Here is a 21,290-nt window from a genome sequence, read left to right as displayed (position 1 = left end):
TTTAAGCGACTGTTAAGTTGTATAAGTAAGATTTGAAGTTTTGCTTATGCTTTTTGTCTTAAACCTTTTACAAAAATGAAGTACGAAAAAGAAATAAACCGACGAAAGACATTTGCTATTATCAGTCACCCTGATGCCGGAAAGACGACATTAACTGAAAAATTCTTACTGTTTGGCGGTGCAATCCAAACAGCAGGAGCGGTAAAAAGCAATAAAATAAAAAAGCATGCTACCAGTGACTTTATGGAAATTGAGCGGCAGCGCGGTATATCAGTAGCAACATCTGTAATGAGCTTTGAATACAAGGGAATGCTGATAAACCTGCTTGACACTCCCGGTCACAAAGATTTTGCTGAAGATACCTACCGCACCCTTACGGCGGTAGACAGTGTAGTGCTGGTGGTGGATAGTGTGAATGGTGTGGAGGAACAAACACGCCGGCTAATGGAGGTGTGCCGGATGAGAGATACGCCGGTAATTGTATTTATAAACAAAATGGACCGCGACGGTAAAAACCGTTTTGATTTGTTGGAAGAAATTGAGAATGAACTGAAAATTTCTCTTCATCCTATGACCTGGCCTATTAACCAGGGTAAGGATTTTAAGGGTGTTTATAATTTGCACGACAAGAGCCTTGTGTTATTTGCTGCAAGTACCAAAGGAGGAGATGAGGATACAGTTGAGATTAAAAATCTAAACGACAAAATACTCGATGAAAAAGTTGGAGAACGCGACGCAGAAACTCTACGTGAAGATGTGGAGTTGATCGATGGCGTGTACGGGGAGCTCAACACAAATGATTACCTGCAGGGAAAAGTGGCTCCCGTATTTTTTGGAAGTGCTGTTAATAATTTTGGCGTTCGGGAATTGCTGGACACGTTTATACGAATCGCACCTACACCGCGGGATAGGGAAACAAATGTAAGAGCTGTAAATGTGGCAGAACCAAAATTTAGTGGCTTTATCTTTAAGATACATGCAAACCTTGACCCTAAACATCGTGATAGAATAGCTTTTTTACGTGTTTGCAGCGGAAAGTTTGAACGCAATAAGTATTTTCATCACGTACGTATAGACAAAGATGTGCGCTTTAGCAACCCATATTCTTTTTTAGCCCGTGACAAAGAAGTAGTAGATGAAGCGTTTCCCGGAGATGTGGTAGGTTTGTTTGATACAGGTAATTTTAAGATAGGGGACACATTAACTGAAGGAGAAGATTTTTACTTTACAGGTATTCCTACATTTTCGCCCGAAATCTTTAAGGAGGTAGTTAACAAAGATCCTTTAAAAACCAAGCAACTCGAGAAAGGGTTGATACAGTTGACAGATGAAGGCGTTGCTCAGTTGTTTACACAATTTGGAGGAAATAAAAAGATAATTGGTTGTGTGGGTGAGCTTCAGTTTGAAGTTATACAGTATCGTCTGTTGCATGAGTATGGTGCGTCAGTTCAGTTTAATAGTCTTCCTTTTTATAAAGCGTGCTGGCTTACAGGTGACCCCAAGAAACTGGAAGAATTTGCCAGGTTCAAACAGGCAAATGTAGGAGCCGATAAGGATGGTAATATGGTATACCTGGCACAGAGTGAATGGTTTTTAAATACTGAAATGCAGAACAATCCTGATATTAAATTTCATTTTTCAAGCGAAATACATAAATAGCCGGAATTTAAATTAACGGGCTTAAGCAGATTTCTTTGCAGATAGAAAAAAAATGATAGTTGTGGTGAGGCCATCCTTTCACATTATCTTTTAATTGTCGAACTTTAATTGTACCTATGGAAAGTGAAACGACTTACGATTTAATAATAATAGGAGGCGGTCCTATTGGCCTCGCCTGCGCTATTGAAGCTAAAAAGGCGGGGTTAAGTTATGTAATACTTGAAAAAGGAGCACTGGTCAATTCCTTATACAATTATCCTTCAAACATGACTTTTTTTTCTACGAGCGAAAGGCTTGAGATTGGAGGTGTTCCTTTTGTTAGCAATAGCCCTAAACCTACAAGAGCCGAAGCCCTGGAATATTATAGGCGAGTAGCTATTTCGGGCGGCCTTCATATAAAACTTTTTGAAGAAGTAATGAAAGTTCAAAAGGAAAACGGAAGTTTTTCGGTTGCTACAACCAAACAAACTTATACTTGTAAAAACATTATTATCGCTACAGGCTTTTATGATATTCCGTACCTTCTAAATGTACCAGGAGAAAACCTGCCTAAAGTAAAACATTATTATAAAGACCCTCACTATTATGCTTTTCAAAAAGTACTGGTTGTGGGTGCGGCAAATTCTGCCATAGATGTCGCATTGGAAACGTGGCGCAAAGGTGCAGAAGTAACCATGGTAATAAGAGGAGATAAGATAAGTGATCGCGTGAAATATTGGGTAAAGCCTGATATTGATAACAGGATTGCGGAAGGTTCAATTAAAGCATATTTTAACTCATCTATTGCTGAAATAAGGGAACATGAAGTAGATATAAATACACCCGAAGGTTTGATAACCATTGAGAATGATTGGGTGCTTGCAATGACAGGTTACCAGCCAAATTTGAAATTTTTAAGAGAAATGGGTATACTGTTATCAGACGATGCCGTGCTGAGACCTGACGTAGATGAAGATACCCAGGAAACGAATGTTCCGGGAGTATACCTGGCAGGCGTTATTTGCGGCGGAATGAACACACATCGCTTATTTATTGAAAATTCAAGAATTCATGCCGAAAAGATTATTAATCATATTAAAATGAGAAGTTCGATTCCTGAAGCTTCCCTGGTTTAAGGGAAGCTTCAGGAATCCTTTAATTTTCCCGGTTAATAGCATTTTCATTTCTCCTTTGTAACATCCCGCCTTATCTGTTTACTTGTTTGCAAACGGGTTGCCCTTGTCTTCTGTTAAACTCAGGTATTTACCTTTTAAAAAAGACATATAAACTATCACATACAATAACGCGGGAACAATTAAAATAATCTTAAGCGTACTTATCCAGGCAGGAACAGGCACTTTTCCTATTTTAAGAAAAAAAGGCAGAAAAAGACCCACAAGCATCATTATGTACAGGGGGAAATAATATTTCATCCCGTTGCTTACCCTTAGGTAAGCATTTTCTCCATCTTTTAAATCAACAGTGTGTATGGGACTGCTCATCCAGTTGAGTTTGCATTGTACCGTATACGTTCCGGGCTCAAGCTCATACTCTTTGCTGTCGTCGTTGTTAATAAGACCCGCTTCTTTATTATTAATAAAAACTTTGAAACGTTGCCTTCGGTTTATAAATTCTCCTTTCCTGGTTAATATTATTTTTAATGGCATTTCTGGTTTTATAAATTAAACAGACCTTTATTCAAGACCTGTAGTGTCTGCTTTTTATATTTTGCAGGTATCAGCAAAGTAATGTTATGTTTACTTCCACCATAACTAACCATGCGAACAGGAATATCACTGATCGAATCAAACAAATGCATCATCACCTGTGGTGTTTGCACAATTTCATTTCCTACAATAGATACTATTGTTTGATTATCGTCAACCTCGACTGTGCCAAAAGCCTCTAGTTCATGTAAAATCGCTTCCAGGTTATCTTTATTATCTATAGTAAGTGAAACAGCAACTTCCGAGGTTGTGATCATATCAATAGGCGTACGGAACTTTTCAAAAACTTCAAATACTTTTCTCAAAAAGCCATAAGCCAGCAGCATACGACTGCTTTTTATTTTAATTGCCACAATACCATCTTTTGCTGCAATGGCTTTTACACCTACGCTGCCTGCTTCTTCCACAATCAAAGTTCCTCTTGCATCCGGCTGCATGGTATTTAATAATTTTACAGGAATATTAAATTGTTGTGCAGGCCATATAGAAGCAGGATGCAAAATTTTTGCTCCGAAATAAGCCAGTTCTGCCGCTTCATCAAAACTCATTTGTTCAATAGCAATAGTTCTATCTACAACCCGCGGGTCATTGTTGTGCATGCCATCTATATCGGTCCAAATCTCGCATACGCTTGCTGAGATAGCCGCAGCTATTAGTGAAGCTGTATAATCGCTGCCCCCACGTTTTAGATTATCAACCTCTCCTTTGCTATTACGACAAATATATCCCTGGGTAATAAAAAGCTTTTTGTCTTTATGGTTTTTTAGTAGTTGCGTTAGCTTTACTTTAATGTTTCCAATCAAAGGTTCTTCAAAAGAATCAATTTGCATAAACTCAAGTGCTGGCAGCAATTCATGTTCAATTCCCTTCTCGCTTAGGTAAGCGGAGAATAGCTTTGTGCTCATTAGCTCGCCTTGTGCAAGAATATCTTTGTTTAAAGCTTCGCTATAAGAAATCTTAAGAATAATGTTTAAAAACTCAAAATGCTCCCCGATTACCTGCAAAGCTTTTTGTTTCGCTTCATCGGTTTTCAATAAATCATTAATAAATTGTTTATAATGAGCTTCAAGAGTATCTATTCGTTGACTTGCAGCTGTGCGGGTATTGCTTGCCAGGCAAGTACTTATTTCCACCAAAGCATTTGTAGTTCCGCTCAATGCACTTAATACCACAATTTTAGCTTCATCATCACTTGTTATAAGTTCAGATATCTGGTGCATTCTTTCTGGCTTGCCTACACTGGTGCCGCCAAATTTCATAACTTTCATTGTCGCACTTTTTTTAAGGATTGTGCAAATATAATTGTAGCAGCACATAAAACAGAAAATCCTTCTTATCCTCTTGCCGTCCTTACATTTTTTTTTTGATACCGGTATTTGTTTTCTATAGTAGCATCGTTGCGACGCATTTCGTTCATCTGAATCTCATTGTGCAACTGTAGCGTTTTTTGCTAACCCTCTTTTACAGATTTTCAGACATCTTTCCGGCTTCATTATTTTTTAATATAGCGTTCAACCGTATAAAATACATTTGCGTAAAATCACACACTTACTAATGAGAGTTATCGTTACAATTACATCATTCCTGTTGATTTCAATTTTTACCAGTGCACAAAAGACAACTTTTTCAAATGCAAATCCTCAAAGACCAAAACTGGTGGTTGGTATTGTAGTAGACCAAATGCGGTGGGATTATTTATACCGCTATGCAGCAATATATTCCACTAATGGTTTTCAGCGTTTGATTAATAATGGTTTTACCTGCGAAAATACTTTTATCCCTTACACGCCTACTTCTACTGCTCCCGGCCATACGTGTATTTATACAGGTTCTGTACCTGCTATTCACGGCATTATTGGCAATACATGGTACAGCAGGCAACTGCAAAGAGAAATATACTGTACAGAAGATAGCTCTGTAACCTCGGTGGGTAGTACCTCAGAAGCGGGCCAAATGTCTCCCGATAATTTATGGCCTACAACTGTGACCGATGAGTTGAGACTGGCGACAAACTTTCATTCAAAAGTTGTAGGTATTGCATTAAAAGACCGTGGAGCTATACTGCCTGCTGGTCATGCTGCCAATGCAGCTTACTGGTTCGATAATGCAAACGGTGCATTTATTACCAGTACCTATTATATGAAGGATTTGCCGGAATGGGTAAAACAATTTAACAATAAAAAACTGCCCGACCAGTATTTGCAGCAAAACTGGAATACGCTTTATCCGATAAACAGTTACACAAACAGCACAAGCGATGAGAAAACCTACGAATCAAATTTTGCATCAGGTGGAACTACCTTCCCGCATATGACCGCAAATATTCAAAAAGATAAATACAATGTTCTTCGCTCTACTCCCTACGGAAATACGATGACAATGGAAATGGCTAAAGCTGCCATTGAAGGTGAAAAACTCGGTCAAAATGCAAATACAGATTTTCTTGCTGTCAGTTTTTCTTCTACCGATTATATTGGTCACGCATTTGGGCCTAACTCAATTGAAGCTGAAGATACTTATCTGAGGCTTGATAAAGACCTGGCTTCTTTTTTAAATTATTTAGATGAAAAAATTGGTAAAGGCCAATACACGGTATTTCTTTCTGCAGACCATGGCGCAGCCCATGTGCCGGCTTTCTCACAAGAAAATAAAATGCATGGTGGAGTAGTAACTGAAGCAAATATTGAATCTTCCTTGAATGAAATGATTGAAAATCGCTTCAAAATAAAAAAAGGGGTTGCGCATATTACCAACTATCAAATTTATTTAAGCCCTGCTATACCCCCTGCAGATGAAGCAGAGGTTAAAAAAGCGGTTATTAAACAATTGCTGACGTTTCCCTCCATAGCGGAAGCGATAGACTTACAAGATGTGAGTGCAACAACAATGACAGGTAATATTAAAACCATGATTACCAATGGATACAATCAGAAGCTTAGTGGTGACATCCAATATATATTCAAGCCGCAATATTTTGAAGGTTCGGGCAAGGGAACTACCCATGGCCTTTGGAACCCTTATGATTCTCATATTCCATTGCTCTGGTATGGCTGGGGAATTAAAAAAGGAAAAACAAACCGTGAAACTTATATGACCGATATTTCTGCCACAGTTGCAGCATTGCTTCATATACAGATGCCAAGCGGATGCATTGGAAAAGTGATTGAAGAAGCAATTCAATAATATGTAAACAAGCTTTGATACTATTAATGTTAGCAGTACGAATATTTTTTTTATAAATGCTTATGCCATAACTTCAATATAGCGTGTAAAAGATTGAAATGAGCGCTTTCGAATTATTGAAAAAATGGGATAGCTATGAATTTTGAGGTTTCGGAATTAACACAGCAGGTGGCACAAACAGCAAAGGATTTCGCTTTACAACACATAAGACCATTTGTAATGAAATGGGATGAGTTGCAGGAGTTTCCTTTAGACGTTTTTAAGAAATTGGGTGAATTGGGATTAATGGGTGTGTTGGTACCCGAAGAGTACGGAGGTGCTGGCTTATCATATTTTGAATACAATGCAGCTATCCAGGAAATTTCAAAAGTTTGCGGTTCAATAGGTTTAAGTGTTGCGGCCCATAATTCTTTATGTACCGGTCATATCTTATTGTTTGCAAGTGAAGAACAAAAGAGAAAATATCTTCCAAAACTTGCGGTAGCTGACTTTTTAGGCGCATGGGGATTAACTGAACCTAATACCGGCAGCGATGCAGCCAACATGAAAACTACAGCCGTGCGGGATGGCGATGAATGGATATTGAATGGAACTAAGAGCTGGATAACACACGGCATTTCGGGTGACATCGCAGTCGTTATTGCCAGAACCGGTGAACCGCGGGCGAGCGGTAATAGCACAGCATTCATCGTAGAGAGAGGAACGCCGGGATTTTCCGGAGGGAAAAAAGAAAATAAACTTGGAATGCGAGCAAGCGAAACGGCGGAAATGATATTTGATAATTGCCGCATCAGTGATTGGCAAAGAATAGGAGAAGTGGGTGACGGTTTCCGGCAGGCTTTAAAAGTACTTGATGGAGGAAGAATATCAATTGCTGCATTGAGCCTGGGAATTGCAAGAGGAGCTTTTGGAGCTGCATTACAGTATTCGAAAGAGCGCCATCAGTTTGATAAACCTATTTCTTCTTTCCAGGGAATTAGTTTTAAACTGGCGGATATGGCTACCGAAATAGAAGCCGCAGAATTACTTACTCAGCAAGCGTGTGATTTGAAGGTCAGAGGCGAAAAAGTAACGCGGGAGGCGGCAATGGCAAAATATTATGCAAGCGAGGTAGCCGTGAAAGTATCTACAGAAGCTGTACAGATTTTTGGCGGTTATGGATATACCAAAGATTTTCCGGTCGAAAAGTTTTATAGGGATTCCAAACTTTGTACTATCGGTGAAGGAACCAGTGAAATTCAAAAAATAGTTATTGCAAGAGAAGTACTGCATTAATTTCGCTTACGTATAAAAGAAATAGGTTGTCAGGCAATTCGCGACAACCTATTTCTTTAAATTCAATTTTAAAGAATTGCTACAGGAAAACTTGGTTTTATTCTCCAAACCCCCCGAAGCCCCCAAACCCTGAACCGCCGGAAGTAAACATTTGATCAACTGCTCCACCCAGCATAGGAAATTTTTCTTTTACGTAGTTTGCAATAGTTTCAAGTGCCTTTTGGGCCTGTTCCGGAGTTAAGTTTGCTTCTTTTGTGAGACGTTCTACTATTTCGTTCATTTTCTTTTAAATTTAGTTTGGCAATATACTTTATTGTTTAAGCACAGAAAAAAGTGTTCCAACAAAGGAAGCTGATAAAAACTCAATGGGTCCACTTGTTTTATAGATTTATCCTAAAAAGATTTGTAAATGACTGTAAAGCGAACCAAAGGAGGATACATTAAAAACGTATTTCCCTTTAAAAATTAAAATGCAAAAGCCCTGGAAATAAATTCCAGGGCTTTTGTAAAAACTATATAAAAGGATTATGCTACTTTAAGCATACTCATCTTGCTCTTTCCAAATTGTCTTTCTGCATACTCAAGGGTTACGTGCAGTGTTTTTTGGCCCGAACTTGGCAATTCGTACATGGCTTCTGTCAATATACTTTCGCAAATACTTCTAAGACCACGCGCACCAAGTTTATATTCCATAGCCTTAGTGACCATAAAATCATAAACGCCATCATCGATAGTAAGGGTTATTCCTTCAATTTCAAACAGGCGGTTGTACTGTTTCATTATGCTATTCTTTGGCTCGGTTAAAATAGCTCTTAGTGTTTCTGCATCCAGCGGATTTAGGTAAGTTACTACCGGTAAACGTCCTAATAATTCCGGTATTAAACCGAAGGATTTTAAATCCTGGGCATTTATAAACTGCAATAAATTCTTTCTCTGATAATCCTGCAATTGCTTGTTTACGTTAAAGCCGATCGCATTTGTGTTTACCCTGCGTGCAATCACTTTGTCTATACCGTCAAAGGCTCCTCCGCAAATAAATAATATGTTTTGCGTATTTACCTTTATCATTTTCTGTTCAGGGTGTTTTCTGCCACCCTGTGGCGGCACAAGCACTTCAGTCCCTTCCAGCATTTTCAATAATCCCTGCTGTACACCTTCACCACTTACATCACGTGTTATCGACGGGTTATCGCCTTTGCGTGCTATTTTATCAATTTCATCTATATACACTATTCCCCTTTCTGCCGCATTTACATCATAATTACAGTTTTGTAGCAAACGGGTAAGCATGCTTTCTACATCTTCACCTACATAACCGGCTTCGGTAAATACAGTTGCATCTACTATGGCGAAAGGTACATTCAAGAGGCGGGCAATTGTTTTAGCCAGTAACGTTTTACCGGTACCTGTTTCTCCCACCATTATAATGTTACTCTTTTCAATCTCAACATCAGATTCTGTCTGCCGGTATTGCAAGCGTTTATAATGATTGTACACTGCTACAGCCAAAACTTTTTTAGCGTCGTCCTGACCGATAATGTATTCATCCATAAACTTCTTTATTTCTGTGGGCTTACGAACTGTAAGCTTGAAAGAAGCTGGTTGAGATTCGGTCTTCAATTGTAATTCCTGCGCGATTATCTCCTGCGCATGTTCTACGCAGTTTTCGCAGATATGTCCATCCTGTCCGGCAATGAGTATTTTCACTTCATCGCGGCTTCTTCCGCAGAAAGAACAATGTAAGTGACTTTGTTTAGGCATAATAAAATATCTTTTTCATAGGTTGGTTTAAAATCAGCAATCAGATTATAACTAAAAGCCGACAACCTAAGAAGGATTTACAAAATTATAAAAAACCGCTACTAAATAAGCCATAATCTACAGCTTATTTAGTAACGGGGTTTATTTTAACAAGTATCTACAGTTTTTCTAATATACTATCCACTATTCCATATTCAACCGCTTCTTTAGCATCCATCCAGTAATCACGGTCAAAATCTTTCATGATCTGGTCAAACGTTTTACCACAGTTATCAGCAAGAATTCTGGCACCTAACTCTTTGGTTTTTTGAGTTTGAATAGCCTGTATTTCAAGATCTGCACTTGTGCCCTGGAAATATCCTCCTAAACTTGGCTGGTGTATCATCACTTCTCCGTGAGGAAATATAGAACGTTTCCCTTTTACTCCTGCACTTAGTAATATCGACCCCATACTTGCAGCCAGACCCATGCAAATAGTGCTCACAGGTGAAGCAAGCATTTTTAGAGTATCATAAATAACCATGCCGCTGGTAACTACACCTCCAGGGCTATTTATATATAGCTTTATTTCTTCACCTGGTTTGTCACTATCTAACAACAACAGCTTGCTTACGACATCACGTGCTGTTTTATCTTCCACTATTCCCCATAAGTAAACGGCTCTTTTCTCAAAAAATTGCTTTTCAAGCTTTTTGGCTAACAATTTATTTTCCGGAGACGGCTCTTCCTTTGGTTTTTCTTCCTCGTCCATCCTTAAAGGATTGACCATATATTTTGATATATTCATCTTTCTAAAGCTGTTTATTTGAAAGTATCGGGTAAATTATTGTCTTTCTTTTGTTTGCGTGGATTGATCAGCAATACCTCATCCACCAGGCCATACAGTTTTGCTTCTTCAGCACTCATCCAGAAATCCCTGTCGCTGTCTTTGGCAACTTCTTCTGAAGATTTTCCTGTATGAAACGCAATAATGTCATACAATTCTTTTTTAATCTTCTTGATTTCGTTTACTGTGATAAGTATATCGGTAGCCTGCCCACCTATACCACCGCTGGGCTGGTGCATCATCACCCGGCTATGTTTTAATGCCGTACGTTTACCTTTAACTCCCGCACACATCAACACTGCACCCATACTTGCTGCAATACCGGTACAAATAGTTGATACATCTGGCCCGATAAACTGCATTGTATCGTAAATGCCTAAGCCAGCGTAAACACTGCCACCGGGGCTATTTATATACATTTGAATATCGCGGCTACGATCGGTGCTTTCCAAAAAAAGCAACTGAGCTGTTACTATATTAGCAACATAATCATTTATACCCTCACCTAAAAATATAATCCTGTCCATCATCAGCCTGCTGAATACGTCCATACTTGCTACGTTCAGTGGCCTTTCTTCTATTATATAAGGGGTAAGATTTGTTACCTGGTGCTGCTGAAAATTGTGCAGGGTAGCACTGCTTATGCCCCGGTCTTTAACAGCGTATTTTTCAAATTCTTTTCCAAAATTCATTTATCGATAATTTATTTAAAGTGACTTTAAGAGGGTTAACTGATTGAATGAGCTATGTTTCAAATACTGTGCAAAACATAATAAACGACAAAATAGCATATAAGTTGCAAAGTATTAAAGAATACACACTTTTTTTTGATTAGCAGATATAGCAAAAAAATAAGGCCAGACCCTCGCCTGACCTTATTTTTTATATTTCTTCTGCATTAATGGCTGTGATGATGCTGCATGCCTGCTAATTCTTCAGGTGTAACCAGGTCTTCAATTACGTTTACCTGTTGTTCTAGAGCATCAAACAACTTGTTGGTTTGTAATTGAAAATAGGTATTTTCAATAAACTTTTGGTCTTTCAACATACTGTCAGCATAACTATCTAACCATGGAGCATCTTCCAGGCTCTGTGCACCCATGTAACCCATTATCTGTTGCTTAGCAAAATCCTTTATTTCTGTAGGTTCTACATTTATATCAAACTGCTTTGATAATTGATTAGTTATTAAGGTCCATTTTAAAGAATTAGCAAAAGAAGGATATTCCTTCTCTGCCTCTTCGGCAGTTTTTGGCTGTTCCTGGCCTTTTTGCATCCACCGTTTTAAAAATTCTTCGGGAAACTCCATTTGCACGTTCTCAACCAATTGATGATAAATCTGGTCGTGGAGTTGATTACGGCTTTGAGCATCCCACTGCTGTTCTAATGTTTCTTTAACTGCCTTACGAAAATCATCTTCATTCAAAATTTCCCTACCTGGAAAAGCCTGTGAAAAAAATTCTTCATTCATTTCCGGTTTTTCAACGAGCCCGACTTTGGATATAGTCATTTTGAAGTGCTTCTCTAATGATGCCGTGTCATCTTTTGCAATTCCCAAATCACTTGCTATCCATTCTCTTTCTTTATCGTCAAAAGCTGTATTTAATTGCAATACTATTGTATCATCCTTTCGCTTTCCCATTAATTGGTCACGAAAACCGGGAGTAAAATATTTAAGCAGCAGTGAATTTCCTTTATTAATACCGCCTTCAATTATATTGCCTTCAGCATCGCTTTCTGCAAAAGTTACATTCAGTACATTGTCTTCAGTAGTCACTTCTTCTGGCTCTGTCATTTTCCCATAACGAACCTTTAAACGCTCAACTTCTTCGTCAATCATTCCTTCTGTTATATCTACCTTATGCCGCGTAACGGTAATATTTTTAAGGTCAATATTAATTTCAGGCTTAAGTCCAATTTCAAAAGCAAAGGCATAGTCAGAAGGATTGTTCATATCCAATTGCCGTGCATCTACATCAAGTGGCAAAGGCTGACCAATCATATCAGGTTTTTCCTCCTGTATGTATTTTGTAAGCTCTTTTTCGACTGTTCTAAGTACTTCGTCGGTAAAAACGCTGCTTCCATGCATTTTCTTGATCATGCCGACGGGAACCATTCCCTTTCTAAAACCAGGAATGTTAGCGGTCTTAGCATATTTTTTAATGGATTGTTCAAATGCCGGAAGGTAATCATCTTTAGAAAGGGTAACAGTCAGTTTATCATTTAGTAACCCGATATTCTCCCTCGAAACAGTAGCCATACTTATTATTTTGTGTGAGTTTTTAAAAAGTTAATATGCGACAAAAAAAGGTCAGCACATTTTTCGGGCTGCAAAGGTAAGTTTTACCACGAACAAAAATACGTTATTATTATTTTTAACCCTTTGAAACAAGAATGGAGTTCGGAAATGCCACTTTCACTTTAGCAGGTTTGTCGAATATTCTGTTTATCCTCTTAGATATCTGATTGCCTCATGCCCTTAAAACGGAAAAACCTGGTCAGTTACAACCAGGTTTATAAGTGCGGATGATAGGGGTCGAACCTACATGCCTTGCGGCGCCAGATCCTAAGTCTGGTGCGTCTGCCAATTTCGCCACATCCGCGGGGTTGCAAAAGTAGGGGGTTTTAATAAAAATAAAAAACAGTATTTATAAAAACTAAAAAAGTATTTTATATCATTAGCGGAAGGATATTTGCAATTCTTTTGTAACACTCATCTTTTTTCCTGCTTTCTCCATTGAAAGCTTTGTAATAACTGATATGAAAACACTTTTTTCTATTATTTATCTTTTTGTCTTTTTATTATTTACCAATGGTTTGACAGCCCAGGTTTCTATTTTTGACAAGCAACAGGCTTTCAATCCGGAGTTTTATCCTAATTATGGTAATGATATAAGAACTGCGGCTGGTACACCAGGACCAAAATATTGGCAAAACAATGCGAATTATAAAATCAACGCAACGTTAGACGATAGCAATCATTCAATAACGGGCAATGTACTTATCACTTATAAAAATAATAGTCCTCAAAGTCTGCCTTTTCTATGGCTGCAAGCCGATCAGAATATTTACAGCTTACAATCAAGAGGGGTTGCTCAGACTACCATAGCGGGAGGCAGATGGGCAAATCAAAATTTTAACGGTGGATATAATATTTCTTCAGTTAGTATTATAAGAAGTAGAAAAGAATCAAAGGCTGATTATTACATAAGTGATACAAGACTCCAGATACAATTGCCACAGCCGCTAAAGGCAAATGGAGATTCAATTCAGATAAAGATTGATTTTTCCTTTTCAATTCCCGAATATGGCACAGACAGGTTAGGAAGAATAGAAACTAAAAACGGCTGGATATATGAAGTGGCTCAATGGTATCCGAGGATGTGTGTTTTTGATAATGTACTGGGATGGAACACCTTGCCTTACCTTGGCCAGGGTGAATTTTATCTTGAGTATGGCAATTTTGAATATAACATTACTGCTCCCGAAAATGAGATTATAGTTGGATCAGGTGAACTACAAAATCCGAACGAAGTACTAACTCCTGTTCAGATAAGCAGGTTGAAGGAAGCAAGGCGAAGTGATCAGACTGTTACCATACGTGATGTAAGTGAAGTAGACAATGCTTCGACGAAACAGGCTACGAAAAACAAAACCTGGAAATTTAGATGCCATAATGCAAGAGATGTTGCCTGGGCAGCAAGCAGAGCCTTTGTATGGGATGCTGCCAGAATAAATCTTCCTAATAACAAAACTGCCTTAGCAATGTCGGTTTATCCGGTAGAAACTGCGGCCGATACTGCTTGGCAAAGGTCTACGGAATACGTAAAAGGTGCTATAGAACATTATTCAAAGCAGTGGTATCCGTACACCTATCCCGTGGCAGTAAACGTTGCGGGACGGGTAGGGGGAATGGAATACCCAGGCATCGTATTTTGTAGTCTAAGGGCTGTAAAAAAGAGTCTTTGGGGTGTTACAAGCCACGAACTTGGACATAATTGGTTTCCCATGATAGTAGGCAGCAATGAACGTAAATATGCTTGGATGGACGAAGGTTTTAATACTTTTATCAATAGTATTGCCAATACGGCATTTAATAACGGGGAATATGGAAACGACACTACGAGCAGGTATATACCCGCCAAGCAGTATTTTTCCGACAGCACTGAAAGTATTTTTAATCTTCCTGATGTAAACACACCGAAAAACTGGGGTATCAATAGTTACTCAAAACCGGGGATGGGCTTAGAAATATTACGTGAAGAAATACTTGGGCCGGAAAGATTTGATAACGCTTTTCGTTATTATATAAATAGCTGGGCATTTAAACATCCTACACCTTGGGACTTTTTTCATGCTATAGAAAACTATAGTGGTGAAACGTTGGATTGGTTTTGGCGCGGATGGTTTATAAATAACTGGAAATTTGATGCTTGTGTTAGCGGAGTGCAGTACGTAAACAGTGACAGCTCAAAAGGAGCTTTAATAACAGTTGAATTGCTACAAATGATGCCAATGCCGTTGACTGTAAAGATAACTACAGTTGGCGGTCAGGCGCAGGTTGTAAAATTACCGGTCGAAGTTTGGCATCATGGAGGTAAGTGGACTTTTAAGGTAAATACAACCGAAAAGATAACATCCGTTGTTATAGATCCCGATAAGCGATTGCCCGATATTAATGAGGCAAATAATACTTGGATTGGAAGATAACAAGCCGGTTATACTTCTTCTTTGTAAGCAGTGCTGGTTTCGATAATTTCCCAAAGATCCCATAATTCCTCGCTCGTACAATTTCCTGGTTCGGTCAAATTGGTTCTATTTTCGTAAATTCGTAGGATAAGTAAGTGGAATGGAAGAGCAAGTAATAGTAGCATCGCAACAGGTGCCAAAATATAATTTGAACGAAGAGCAGGAAAAGAAAGAAATCCTGAGGCATTACCGTGCATTGCTCCGTGCGTTAAGAGAGAAACTAAAGAAAGGTGATAAAGAACTGGTAAGACATGCTTTTGAAATAGCAGCAGAGGCTCATAAAACCATGCGTAGAAAAAGTGGGGAACCTTATATAATTCACCCCATTGCCGTTGCCATGATCTGTGTTGAGGAAATAGGTTTAGGCGTGCGAAGCACTATTTGTGCTTTGCTGCACGACACAGTAGAAGATACAGATGTAACTCTCGAAGATGTGGAGAGGGAATTTGGTCATGAAATAGCAAGGATCGTGGATGGCCTTACCAAGATTTCAAATGTTATTGATACCAATACCAGCCAGCAAGCAGAAAATTTTAAAAAGATTTTACTTACTCTTACCGATGATCCGCGGGTGATTTTAATTAAGCTTGCCGATCGGCTCCACAACATGCGTACCCTTGACAGCATGAAGCGTGAAAAGCAGTTAAAGATTGCAAGTGAAACAGTTTGGGTATACGCTCCTTTAGCTCATAGAATGGGCTTGTACAACATAAAAACAGAACTCGAAGACCTGTCGATGAAGTACATGGAGCCCGACACGTACAAGGACATCGCCAGGAAACTTGCTGAAACAAAACGTGAGCGCACAAGATATATAAATGAGTTTATAAGACCGGTAAAGGATAAATTAATCCAGGGTGGTTTCAATTTCGAAATTCACGGGCGTCCAAAAAGTATTCACTCTATCTGGAATAAGATAAAGAAAAAAGGGGTTGCGTTCGAGGAAGTGTACGACCTTTTTGCCATTCGCATTATTTTAGATTCGCCCCATAGCCGGGAGAAAGAAGACTGTTGGAAGGTATNTTCTATTATAACTGATGAATACACCCCCTCTCCCGAACGTTTGAGGGATTGGCTTAGCAACCCCAAAAGTAACGGGTATGAAGCTTTGCATACAACGGTAATGGGTCCCCAGGGCAAGTGGGTAGAAGTGCAGATAAGGTCTAAGCGGATGAATGAAATTGCTGAGAAAGGCCTGGCAGCTCATTACAAGTACAAGGAAGGTTCGTCAGATGAAGACCGTTTTGATAAATGGTTTGGACAAATAAGGGAAGTTCTGAACAACCAGGAAACAGATGGAGTAGATTTCCTGCAAGACTTCAAAATGAGTTTTTTGGCCGAGGAAATTTATGTTTATACTCCAAAAGGAGACGTAAAAATGTTGCCTGTAGGAAGCACAGCTTTAGATTTTGCTTTCAGCATTCACAGTGCAATTGGTTCAAAATGTATCGGCGCAAAAATCAATCATAAGCTGGTACCTATAAGCCATAAGCTAAGAAGTGGGGACCAGGTGGAAATTATTACTAGCAGCAAACAAAAACCAAACGAAGACTGGTTAAACTTTGTAGTTACAGCAAAGGCTAAAACGAAGATTAAAGATGCTTTAAAAGAAGTAAAGAGAACAGTTGCTGAAGACGGAAAGGTGATACTGCAAAGAAAGCTGGAAGGAATGGGCGCTTCCTATTCCCAGACAAATATTGATACACTTGTCTCCTTTTACAAGTTCAACTCGCAACTCGACTTTTTTTACCAGGTTGCAGTAAAAGCGCTTGACCTTAAAGAACTTAAAGAATTTAATGTGCTTGGCGATAAGCTGGAAGCCCCCAAGCCTCAGAAACCCGTACAGGAGGTAGCAGTTGAGCCTGCACCTCATTATAGTAAAAAAGATGCGGAGCTTATAATATTTGGAGAAAGTAGTGACAAAATAATGTACAATCTTGCCAAATGCTGCAATCCAATTCCGGGCGACGATGTGTTTGGTTTTGTTAGCACCGGCAAAGGGCTAATTATTCATCGTACAAGCTGCCCCAATGCTCCCAGTCTGCTTTCAAACTATGGACATAGAGTTGTTAAAACAAAATGGGCTAAAAACAAAGAGATCAGTTTTCTTACAGGATTAAAAATTGTAGGTATGGATGACGTTGGTGTAATTAATAAAATAACCAATGTTATTTCAGGCGAGTTGAAAGTAAATATTTCTGCACTTGCAATTGAATCTCATGATGGACTGTTTGAAGGTAGTATAAAAGTATTTGTACATGACAAGGAAGAACTTGACCACCTTGTAAATAGTCTAAAACAATTGAAAGGAATACATACTGTTGATCGTTTTGATACTGAATAAAGATTTTCTTTCAGATTCTTTAGTTTTGGTCTTCTTGATTCTAATTCCAGGTCCCATTTTATTACTTCTTCAGCACTTTAAACATCACTTGACTATAAATTTCCTTCAAGAATTATAATATATCTCTCCTGGCTATTTATAATTTATTTAAGATTCATTTTGCAGCAGAAATTTATTTCATACTTGTCTTTTTATTGTCAGCCCTTGCTGACGATAATGGTTAGAGTTTGAGTTAGTAAGGGGTATTTTATGGCACGGTTTTTTGAATTCCGTTCCTAAATCTAATTAATAAGAAAACTAGAATTTATGAAAAGAATCAAACTTTTACTTGCAGGCGCTTTTATCGTCTTTGCTGCAAGTACTTACGCGCAGGAAACACCAGCAAAACGTGGATTGTCTTTGAGTATCGGCCCTGAGTTTGCAGCACCTTTAGGTACTTTTAGAAATGGTTACACAGTCCCGGGAGGTAGTACTTCTGGTTATAAGCTGGGCTTTGGTGGAAGTGCAAAATTAAACATCCCGGTAGCTAACAACATTGATGTTTCTATCTCAGCAGGTTACATGGGTTTTTCACAAAAAGCCTCCATTGGCCAAATCGACTCAATTTCTATTAACAAAGGATCCTACACCTTTATTCCTTTCAAAGGTGGTATACGTTTCCGCACTAACGGAGGATTTTATGTAGAGCCTCAGATTGGCTACACCCAGACCAAGTTAAAGAATGCAGAGGGCGCAGGTGAGTTTACTTATGCTGGTAACATTGGTTACCTAATCGGAAGAGCCGTAGACGTGGCAGTTCGTTATGAAGCTATCTCTACCAAGCCAGAAAGTTCTAAATTTATAGGCTTAAGAGTTGCTTATAATATTCCTTTCGCAAGAGTTAGACAATAAAATTTACTAGTCCAGGACAAAAAATTTGTTGATTAATAAAATGGGCCGTGCTATCAGCGCGGCCTATTTTATTTTATAAAACGCCCGACGAAAATTTAAAGATGAGTCCAGAAAGTTAAGTACATCTTTAAGTATTAAGAATTGTAAATGGCGAAAATAATTAGGGAAGAAGCAATTTCAGGGTGGAAGTTACAATCCTCTATTTCCGGAAATAATTGCCAAAAACGCTAATTGGAAATCAATTCTTCTAAGTCTTATTATTTCAAATGTAATTAAAACAATTTTTGAAAATTTCCTGTTTTTAAAGAACTGATTTCTACAAGTGATAGATAAGGTTAATACAATCAGTGTTTATAATTCTTATAATTATAGTTCAACATTTTCCACAATAATCATTAAAACCTTTTTTAATCAAATTCAAGATTTTCCTCACTCTCTTAAAGGAATGCTAAAATGAAATGAATTAAGATTAATAACTTGCCAGAAGTGTTTCAATAAATCAGAAAAGTTTGCGTGATTATTTTTTCTTGAAGCAAATTCTATATCAATAGAAAAAATTCGGCTTCTTACTTACTCTTAAAATCGCCACGTTTCCAGGCTTGTATAAATTCTGACCAGGCAAAAGGATTTAGGATATTCATTGGCGGGGTTTGACCATTATAGTACATTTTACTTGCGCCTTGCCTTAATTGGTAATTTGTTGCTTCTCTTCCATCAGCAGGCAAGCTTGCCATTAATATTCTTCTTTTAGCCGCATCGTTATTTTGTCGTGCTATTTCGTACTTGTCATCAGGTATGCGGGTATTTACAAAATCACGTTCAAATTGGGCCCGCGTTGGCCTTGGTTTTAATATAGTTGCAGGGAGGTAAGCGGTATCAGTCACCAAAAGTTGTACAACGCTGTATTGGTTACTTTCAAGCTTTGAAGGTATTTTTATAACTTTTGACTTAAATCCAACACTTGTAAACTCAACTTCATCGTTTTTTAGAACTACAATTGAAAATACTCCGTCGTCATTAGTCATCGTGCCACGGTTGGTTCCTTTTATTATCACGCTGACCGACGGCAGAGCTCTGAGACTGTCAGCAGTCATTACTACACCATATAATTGAACAACGCTATCCTGTACACGCTCAAACTGTGCAGATAGTTTGAAAGGAAGAAAAAAGGCTAATATGACAAAATATCGTAAAATTTTATGCATGTATTCTTATCAACTTGTCTGCTTCTTTTTTTTTGACGCATTAATCCGGTCAAAATAAAAAGCTTTTTGGTTAACCGGTTTTTGTATTTTATATGTTCAGAGCATTATCATGAAGCCAGGACGAATTCGTTATATTGTCACTTACTATATCTTCTCGTTCTTTATTTCAGTAACAATGTAAGGAAGACAAAGCACTTCATACACTTTATCATTCATTTCTATTGTCTTCAAGCCTTTGCTAAAAAAGATCAATAAACAACAGATAGCACAAGAGTGCGACGCAACGACTGTTTAATCAAAGATACTAATGCGTGGCACATAAAAAATCTATTCAACGCCTTCTTAACATATAGCTAAATCACTAAAACAAAGTAAGGTACACAATGGTTACCTTTGCAGCCTCAAAATCTTATTTAACAAAAACTTCTGTCATGACAAAGAACGATATATTGAAGGCGCTGAGTAACGTGCAGGAACCTGACCTTGGGAAAGATTTGGTAACGCTGAACATGGTAAAGGATATTGAGATAGACGGTAATTATGTAGCCTTTACAGTAGTGCTTACAACACCTGCTTGTCCGCTTAAAGACATGATAAAAAATGCGTGTATAAATGCTGTAAAAATACTTGTAAATAAAGAAGCAACGGTCAACGTAAAGTTTACATCCAACACAACAAGTAAGCGCAAAGAAGGTGACGTTGTTTTGCCAAAGGTTAGAAATATTATTGCTGTAGTGAGCGGAAAAGGTGGCGTTGGTAAAAGTACCGTTGCAGCAAACCTTGCTTTGGCGCTTAGCCAGGGTGGGGCAAAGGTGGGGCTGATGGATGCCGATATTTACGGACCAAGCGTTCCGATAATGTTTGGTGTGCGTGGTGAGCGGCCAATGATGCAGGAAGTAAATGGCAAAGGAATGATACTGCCTCTCGAAAGATATGGTATCAAACTTTTGAGCATAGGTTTACTGGTAGATGAAAAAAATGCAGTGGTGTGGCGTGGACCTATGGCAAGCAGTGCTATAAAGCAATTTGTTACTGATGTCATGTGGGACGAGCTTGATTACCTTGTTATAGATATGCCACCTGGCACGGGCGATATTCACCTTACTTTAGTTCAAACCGTACCTGTAACAGGGGTGGTCGTAGTAACGACTCCGCAGGAAGTTGCTTTGGCTGACGCAAAAAAAGCTATTGCCATGTTTGGGCAGGCGCAAATTAAAGTGCCTATTATTGGTTTAATTGAAAACATGAGCTATTTCACTCCGGCAGAGTTGCCCAACAACCGTTATTATATCTTTGGTAAAGAAGGCGGAAAAAGATTGGCTGAAGAATATGACATTCCTTTTCTTGGACAGATACCTCTGGTGCAAAGCATAAGGGAAGGTGGCGACCAGGGTGTTCCTGTAATGATGGGCGATGATGAAATCACCAAAAACGCTTTTGAAGAATTTGCAGCTTCAGCAGCCAGAAGTATAAGTATGCGTAATGCAAATATGAGCGCCACCGAAGTGGCAGAGGTTGTGGAAGAGGTGGGAATGGCGAGCAAAGTGGGAGAGTAGTTAATTGCACATTACTATAGATATCGTGGCAATTGACGATACTTTTTTAGTTGTAAATTTAGTTGATGTGTCAATTAGAAACATTATGATTTCTTTTGGCGCTTTTACGAATCATAAATACAATCAGTAGCAACT

16 protein-coding genes and 1 tRNA gene are annotated in these 21,290 nt (G+C 38.5%); 8 read left to right on the top strand and 9 right to left on the bottom strand.

Going from position 1 to position 21,290, the window contains the following annotated elements:
* Window positions 1-75 precede the first annotated feature (75 nt).
* On the top strand, window positions 76-1,659 hold the full coding sequence (locus tag B154_RS0103875) for a peptide chain release factor 3 (RefSeq protein ID WP_018612008.1): 1,584 nt from the start codon (window positions 76-78) through the stop codon (window positions 1,657-1,659).
* A 116-nt stretch (window positions 1,660-1,775) separates the two neighbouring features.
* Window positions 1,776-2,774, top strand: a complete 999-nt coding sequence (locus B154_RS0103870) for a YpdA family putative bacillithiol disulfide reductase (RefSeq protein WP_018612007.1) — start codon at window positions 1,776-1,778, stop codon at window positions 2,772-2,774.
* 78 nt (window positions 2,775-2,852) lie between these two features.
* Here the strand turns inward: B154_RS0103870 and B154_RS0103865 are convergent, their stop codons facing one another.
* Both B154_RS0103865 and B154_RS0103860 read right to left on the bottom strand, forming a co-directional pair.
* On the bottom strand, window positions 2,853-3,305 hold the full coding sequence (locus tag B154_RS0103865; RefSeq protein ID WP_018612006.1) for a hypothetical protein: 453 nt from the start codon (window positions 3,303-3,305) through the stop codon (window positions 2,853-2,855).
* Between the two features lie 8 nt (window positions 3,306-3,313).
* Window positions 3,314-4,633 carry an aspartate kinase gene (locus tag B154_RS0103860; RefSeq protein ID WP_018612005.1) on the bottom strand — a complete coding sequence of 440 codons (1,320 nt, stop codon included), beginning with the start codon at window positions 4,631-4,633 and terminating at the stop codon, window positions 3,314-3,316.
* 286 nt (window positions 4,634-4,919) lie between these two features.
* Here B154_RS0103860 and pafA point away from each other — a divergent pair, with 286 nt between their 5' ends.
* Together pafA and B154_RS0103850 are read left to right on the top strand one after the other, a co-directional pair.
* Complete coding sequence (gene pafA, locus B154_RS0103855) at window positions 4,920-6,548, top strand: alkaline phosphatase PafA (RefSeq protein WP_018612004.1); 1,629 nt, start codon at window positions 4,920-4,922, stop codon at window positions 6,546-6,548.
* 135 nt (window positions 6,549-6,683) lie between these two features.
* Window positions 6,684-7,823 carry an acyl-CoA dehydrogenase family protein gene (locus tag B154_RS0103850; protein ID WP_018612003.1) on the top strand — a complete coding sequence of 380 codons (1,140 nt, stop codon included), beginning with the start codon at window positions 6,684-6,686 and terminating at the stop codon, window positions 7,821-7,823.
* Window positions 7,824-7,920: 97 nt separating this feature from the next.
* Here B154_RS0103850 and B154_RS0103845 read toward each other — a convergent pair whose 3' ends face one another.
* The 6 genes from B154_RS0103845 to B154_RS0103815 form a co-directional block, all read right to left on the bottom strand.
* A complete protein-coding gene (locus B154_RS0103845) occupies window positions 7,921-8,103 on the bottom strand; it encodes a hypothetical protein (RefSeq protein ID WP_018612002.1) in 183 nt (60 codons plus the stop codon).
* A 245-nt stretch (window positions 8,104-8,348) separates the two neighbouring features.
* Window positions 8,349-9,584, bottom strand: a complete 1,236-nt coding sequence (gene clpX / locus B154_RS0103840; protein ID WP_018612001.1) for an ATP-dependent Clp protease ATP-binding subunit ClpX — start codon at window positions 9,582-9,584, stop codon at window positions 8,349-8,351.
* Between the two features lie 157 nt (window positions 9,585-9,741).
* Entirely contained in the window at window positions 9,742-10,371 is a 630-nt protein-coding gene (locus B154_RS0103835) for a ClpP family protease (protein WP_211217449.1), read from the bottom strand.
* Between the two features lie 14 nt (window positions 10,372-10,385).
* The gene (locus tag B154_RS0103830; RefSeq protein WP_018611999.1) at window positions 10,386-11,102 is read right to left on the bottom strand and encodes a ClpP family protease; all 717 of its coding nucleotides are present in this window, start codon (window positions 11,100-11,102) and stop codon (window positions 10,386-10,388) included.
* 206 nt (window positions 11,103-11,308) lie between these two features.
* Window positions 11,309-12,670, bottom strand: coding sequence for a trigger factor (gene tig, locus B154_RS0103820; RefSeq protein ID WP_018611998.1), 1,362 nt, complete (start codon window positions 12,668-12,670; stop codon window positions 11,309-11,311).
* Window positions 12,671-12,931: 261 nt separating this feature from the next.
* Window positions 12,932-13,013, bottom strand: a tRNA-Leu gene (locus B154_RS0103815).
* Window positions 13,014-13,170: 157 nt separating this feature from the next.
* Here B154_RS0103815 and B154_RS0103810 point away from each other — a divergent pair.
* The 3 genes from B154_RS0103810 to B154_RS0103800 all read left to right on the top strand — a co-directional run bounded on the left by B154_RS0103810 (window position 13,171) and on the right by B154_RS0103800 (window position 18,394).
* Entirely contained in the window at window positions 13,171-15,120 is a 1,950-nt protein-coding gene (locus B154_RS0103810) for a M1 family metallopeptidase (RefSeq protein WP_018611997.1), read from the top strand.
* Window positions 15,121-15,259: 139 nt separating this feature from the next.
* Complete coding sequence (locus tag B154_RS0103805) at window positions 15,260-17,503, top strand: RelA/SpoT family protein (RefSeq protein ID WP_018611996.1); 2,244 nt, start codon at window positions 15,260-15,262, stop codon at window positions 17,501-17,503.
* A 306-nt stretch (window positions 17,504-17,809) separates the two neighbouring features.
* Window positions 17,810-18,394: an outer membrane beta-barrel protein gene (locus tag B154_RS0103800; RefSeq protein WP_018611995.1), complete on the top strand. Its 585-nt coding sequence runs from the start codon at window positions 17,810-17,812 to the stop codon at window positions 18,392-18,394.
* A gap of 566 nt (window positions 18,395-18,960) precedes the next feature.
* Here the strand turns inward: B154_RS0103800 and B154_RS0103795 are convergent.
* Complete coding sequence (locus B154_RS0103795; RefSeq protein WP_018611994.1) at window positions 18,961-19,599, bottom strand: carboxypeptidase-like regulatory domain-containing protein; 639 nt, start codon at window positions 19,597-19,599, stop codon at window positions 18,961-18,963.
* A gap of 431 nt (window positions 19,600-20,030) precedes the next feature.
* Between B154_RS0103795 and B154_RS0103790 the strand changes: the two genes are divergently transcribed.
* The gene (locus B154_RS0103790; RefSeq protein ID WP_033411080.1) at window positions 20,031-21,155 is read left to right on the top strand and encodes an Mrp/NBP35 family ATP-binding protein; all 1,125 of its coding nucleotides are present in this window, start codon (window positions 20,031-20,033) and stop codon (window positions 21,153-21,155) included.
* Window positions 21,156-21,290 lie beyond the last annotated feature (135 nt).

Origin of the sequence: Segetibacter koreensis DSM 18137 (genome assembly GCF_000374045.1) — a bacterium.
Taxonomy (GTDB): domain Bacteria; phylum Bacteroidota; class Bacteroidia; order Chitinophagales; family Chitinophagaceae; genus Segetibacter; species Segetibacter koreensis.
Note: the sequence above shows the minus strand (reverse complement) of the source record. Positions and strands in the feature narration are given on the sequence as shown.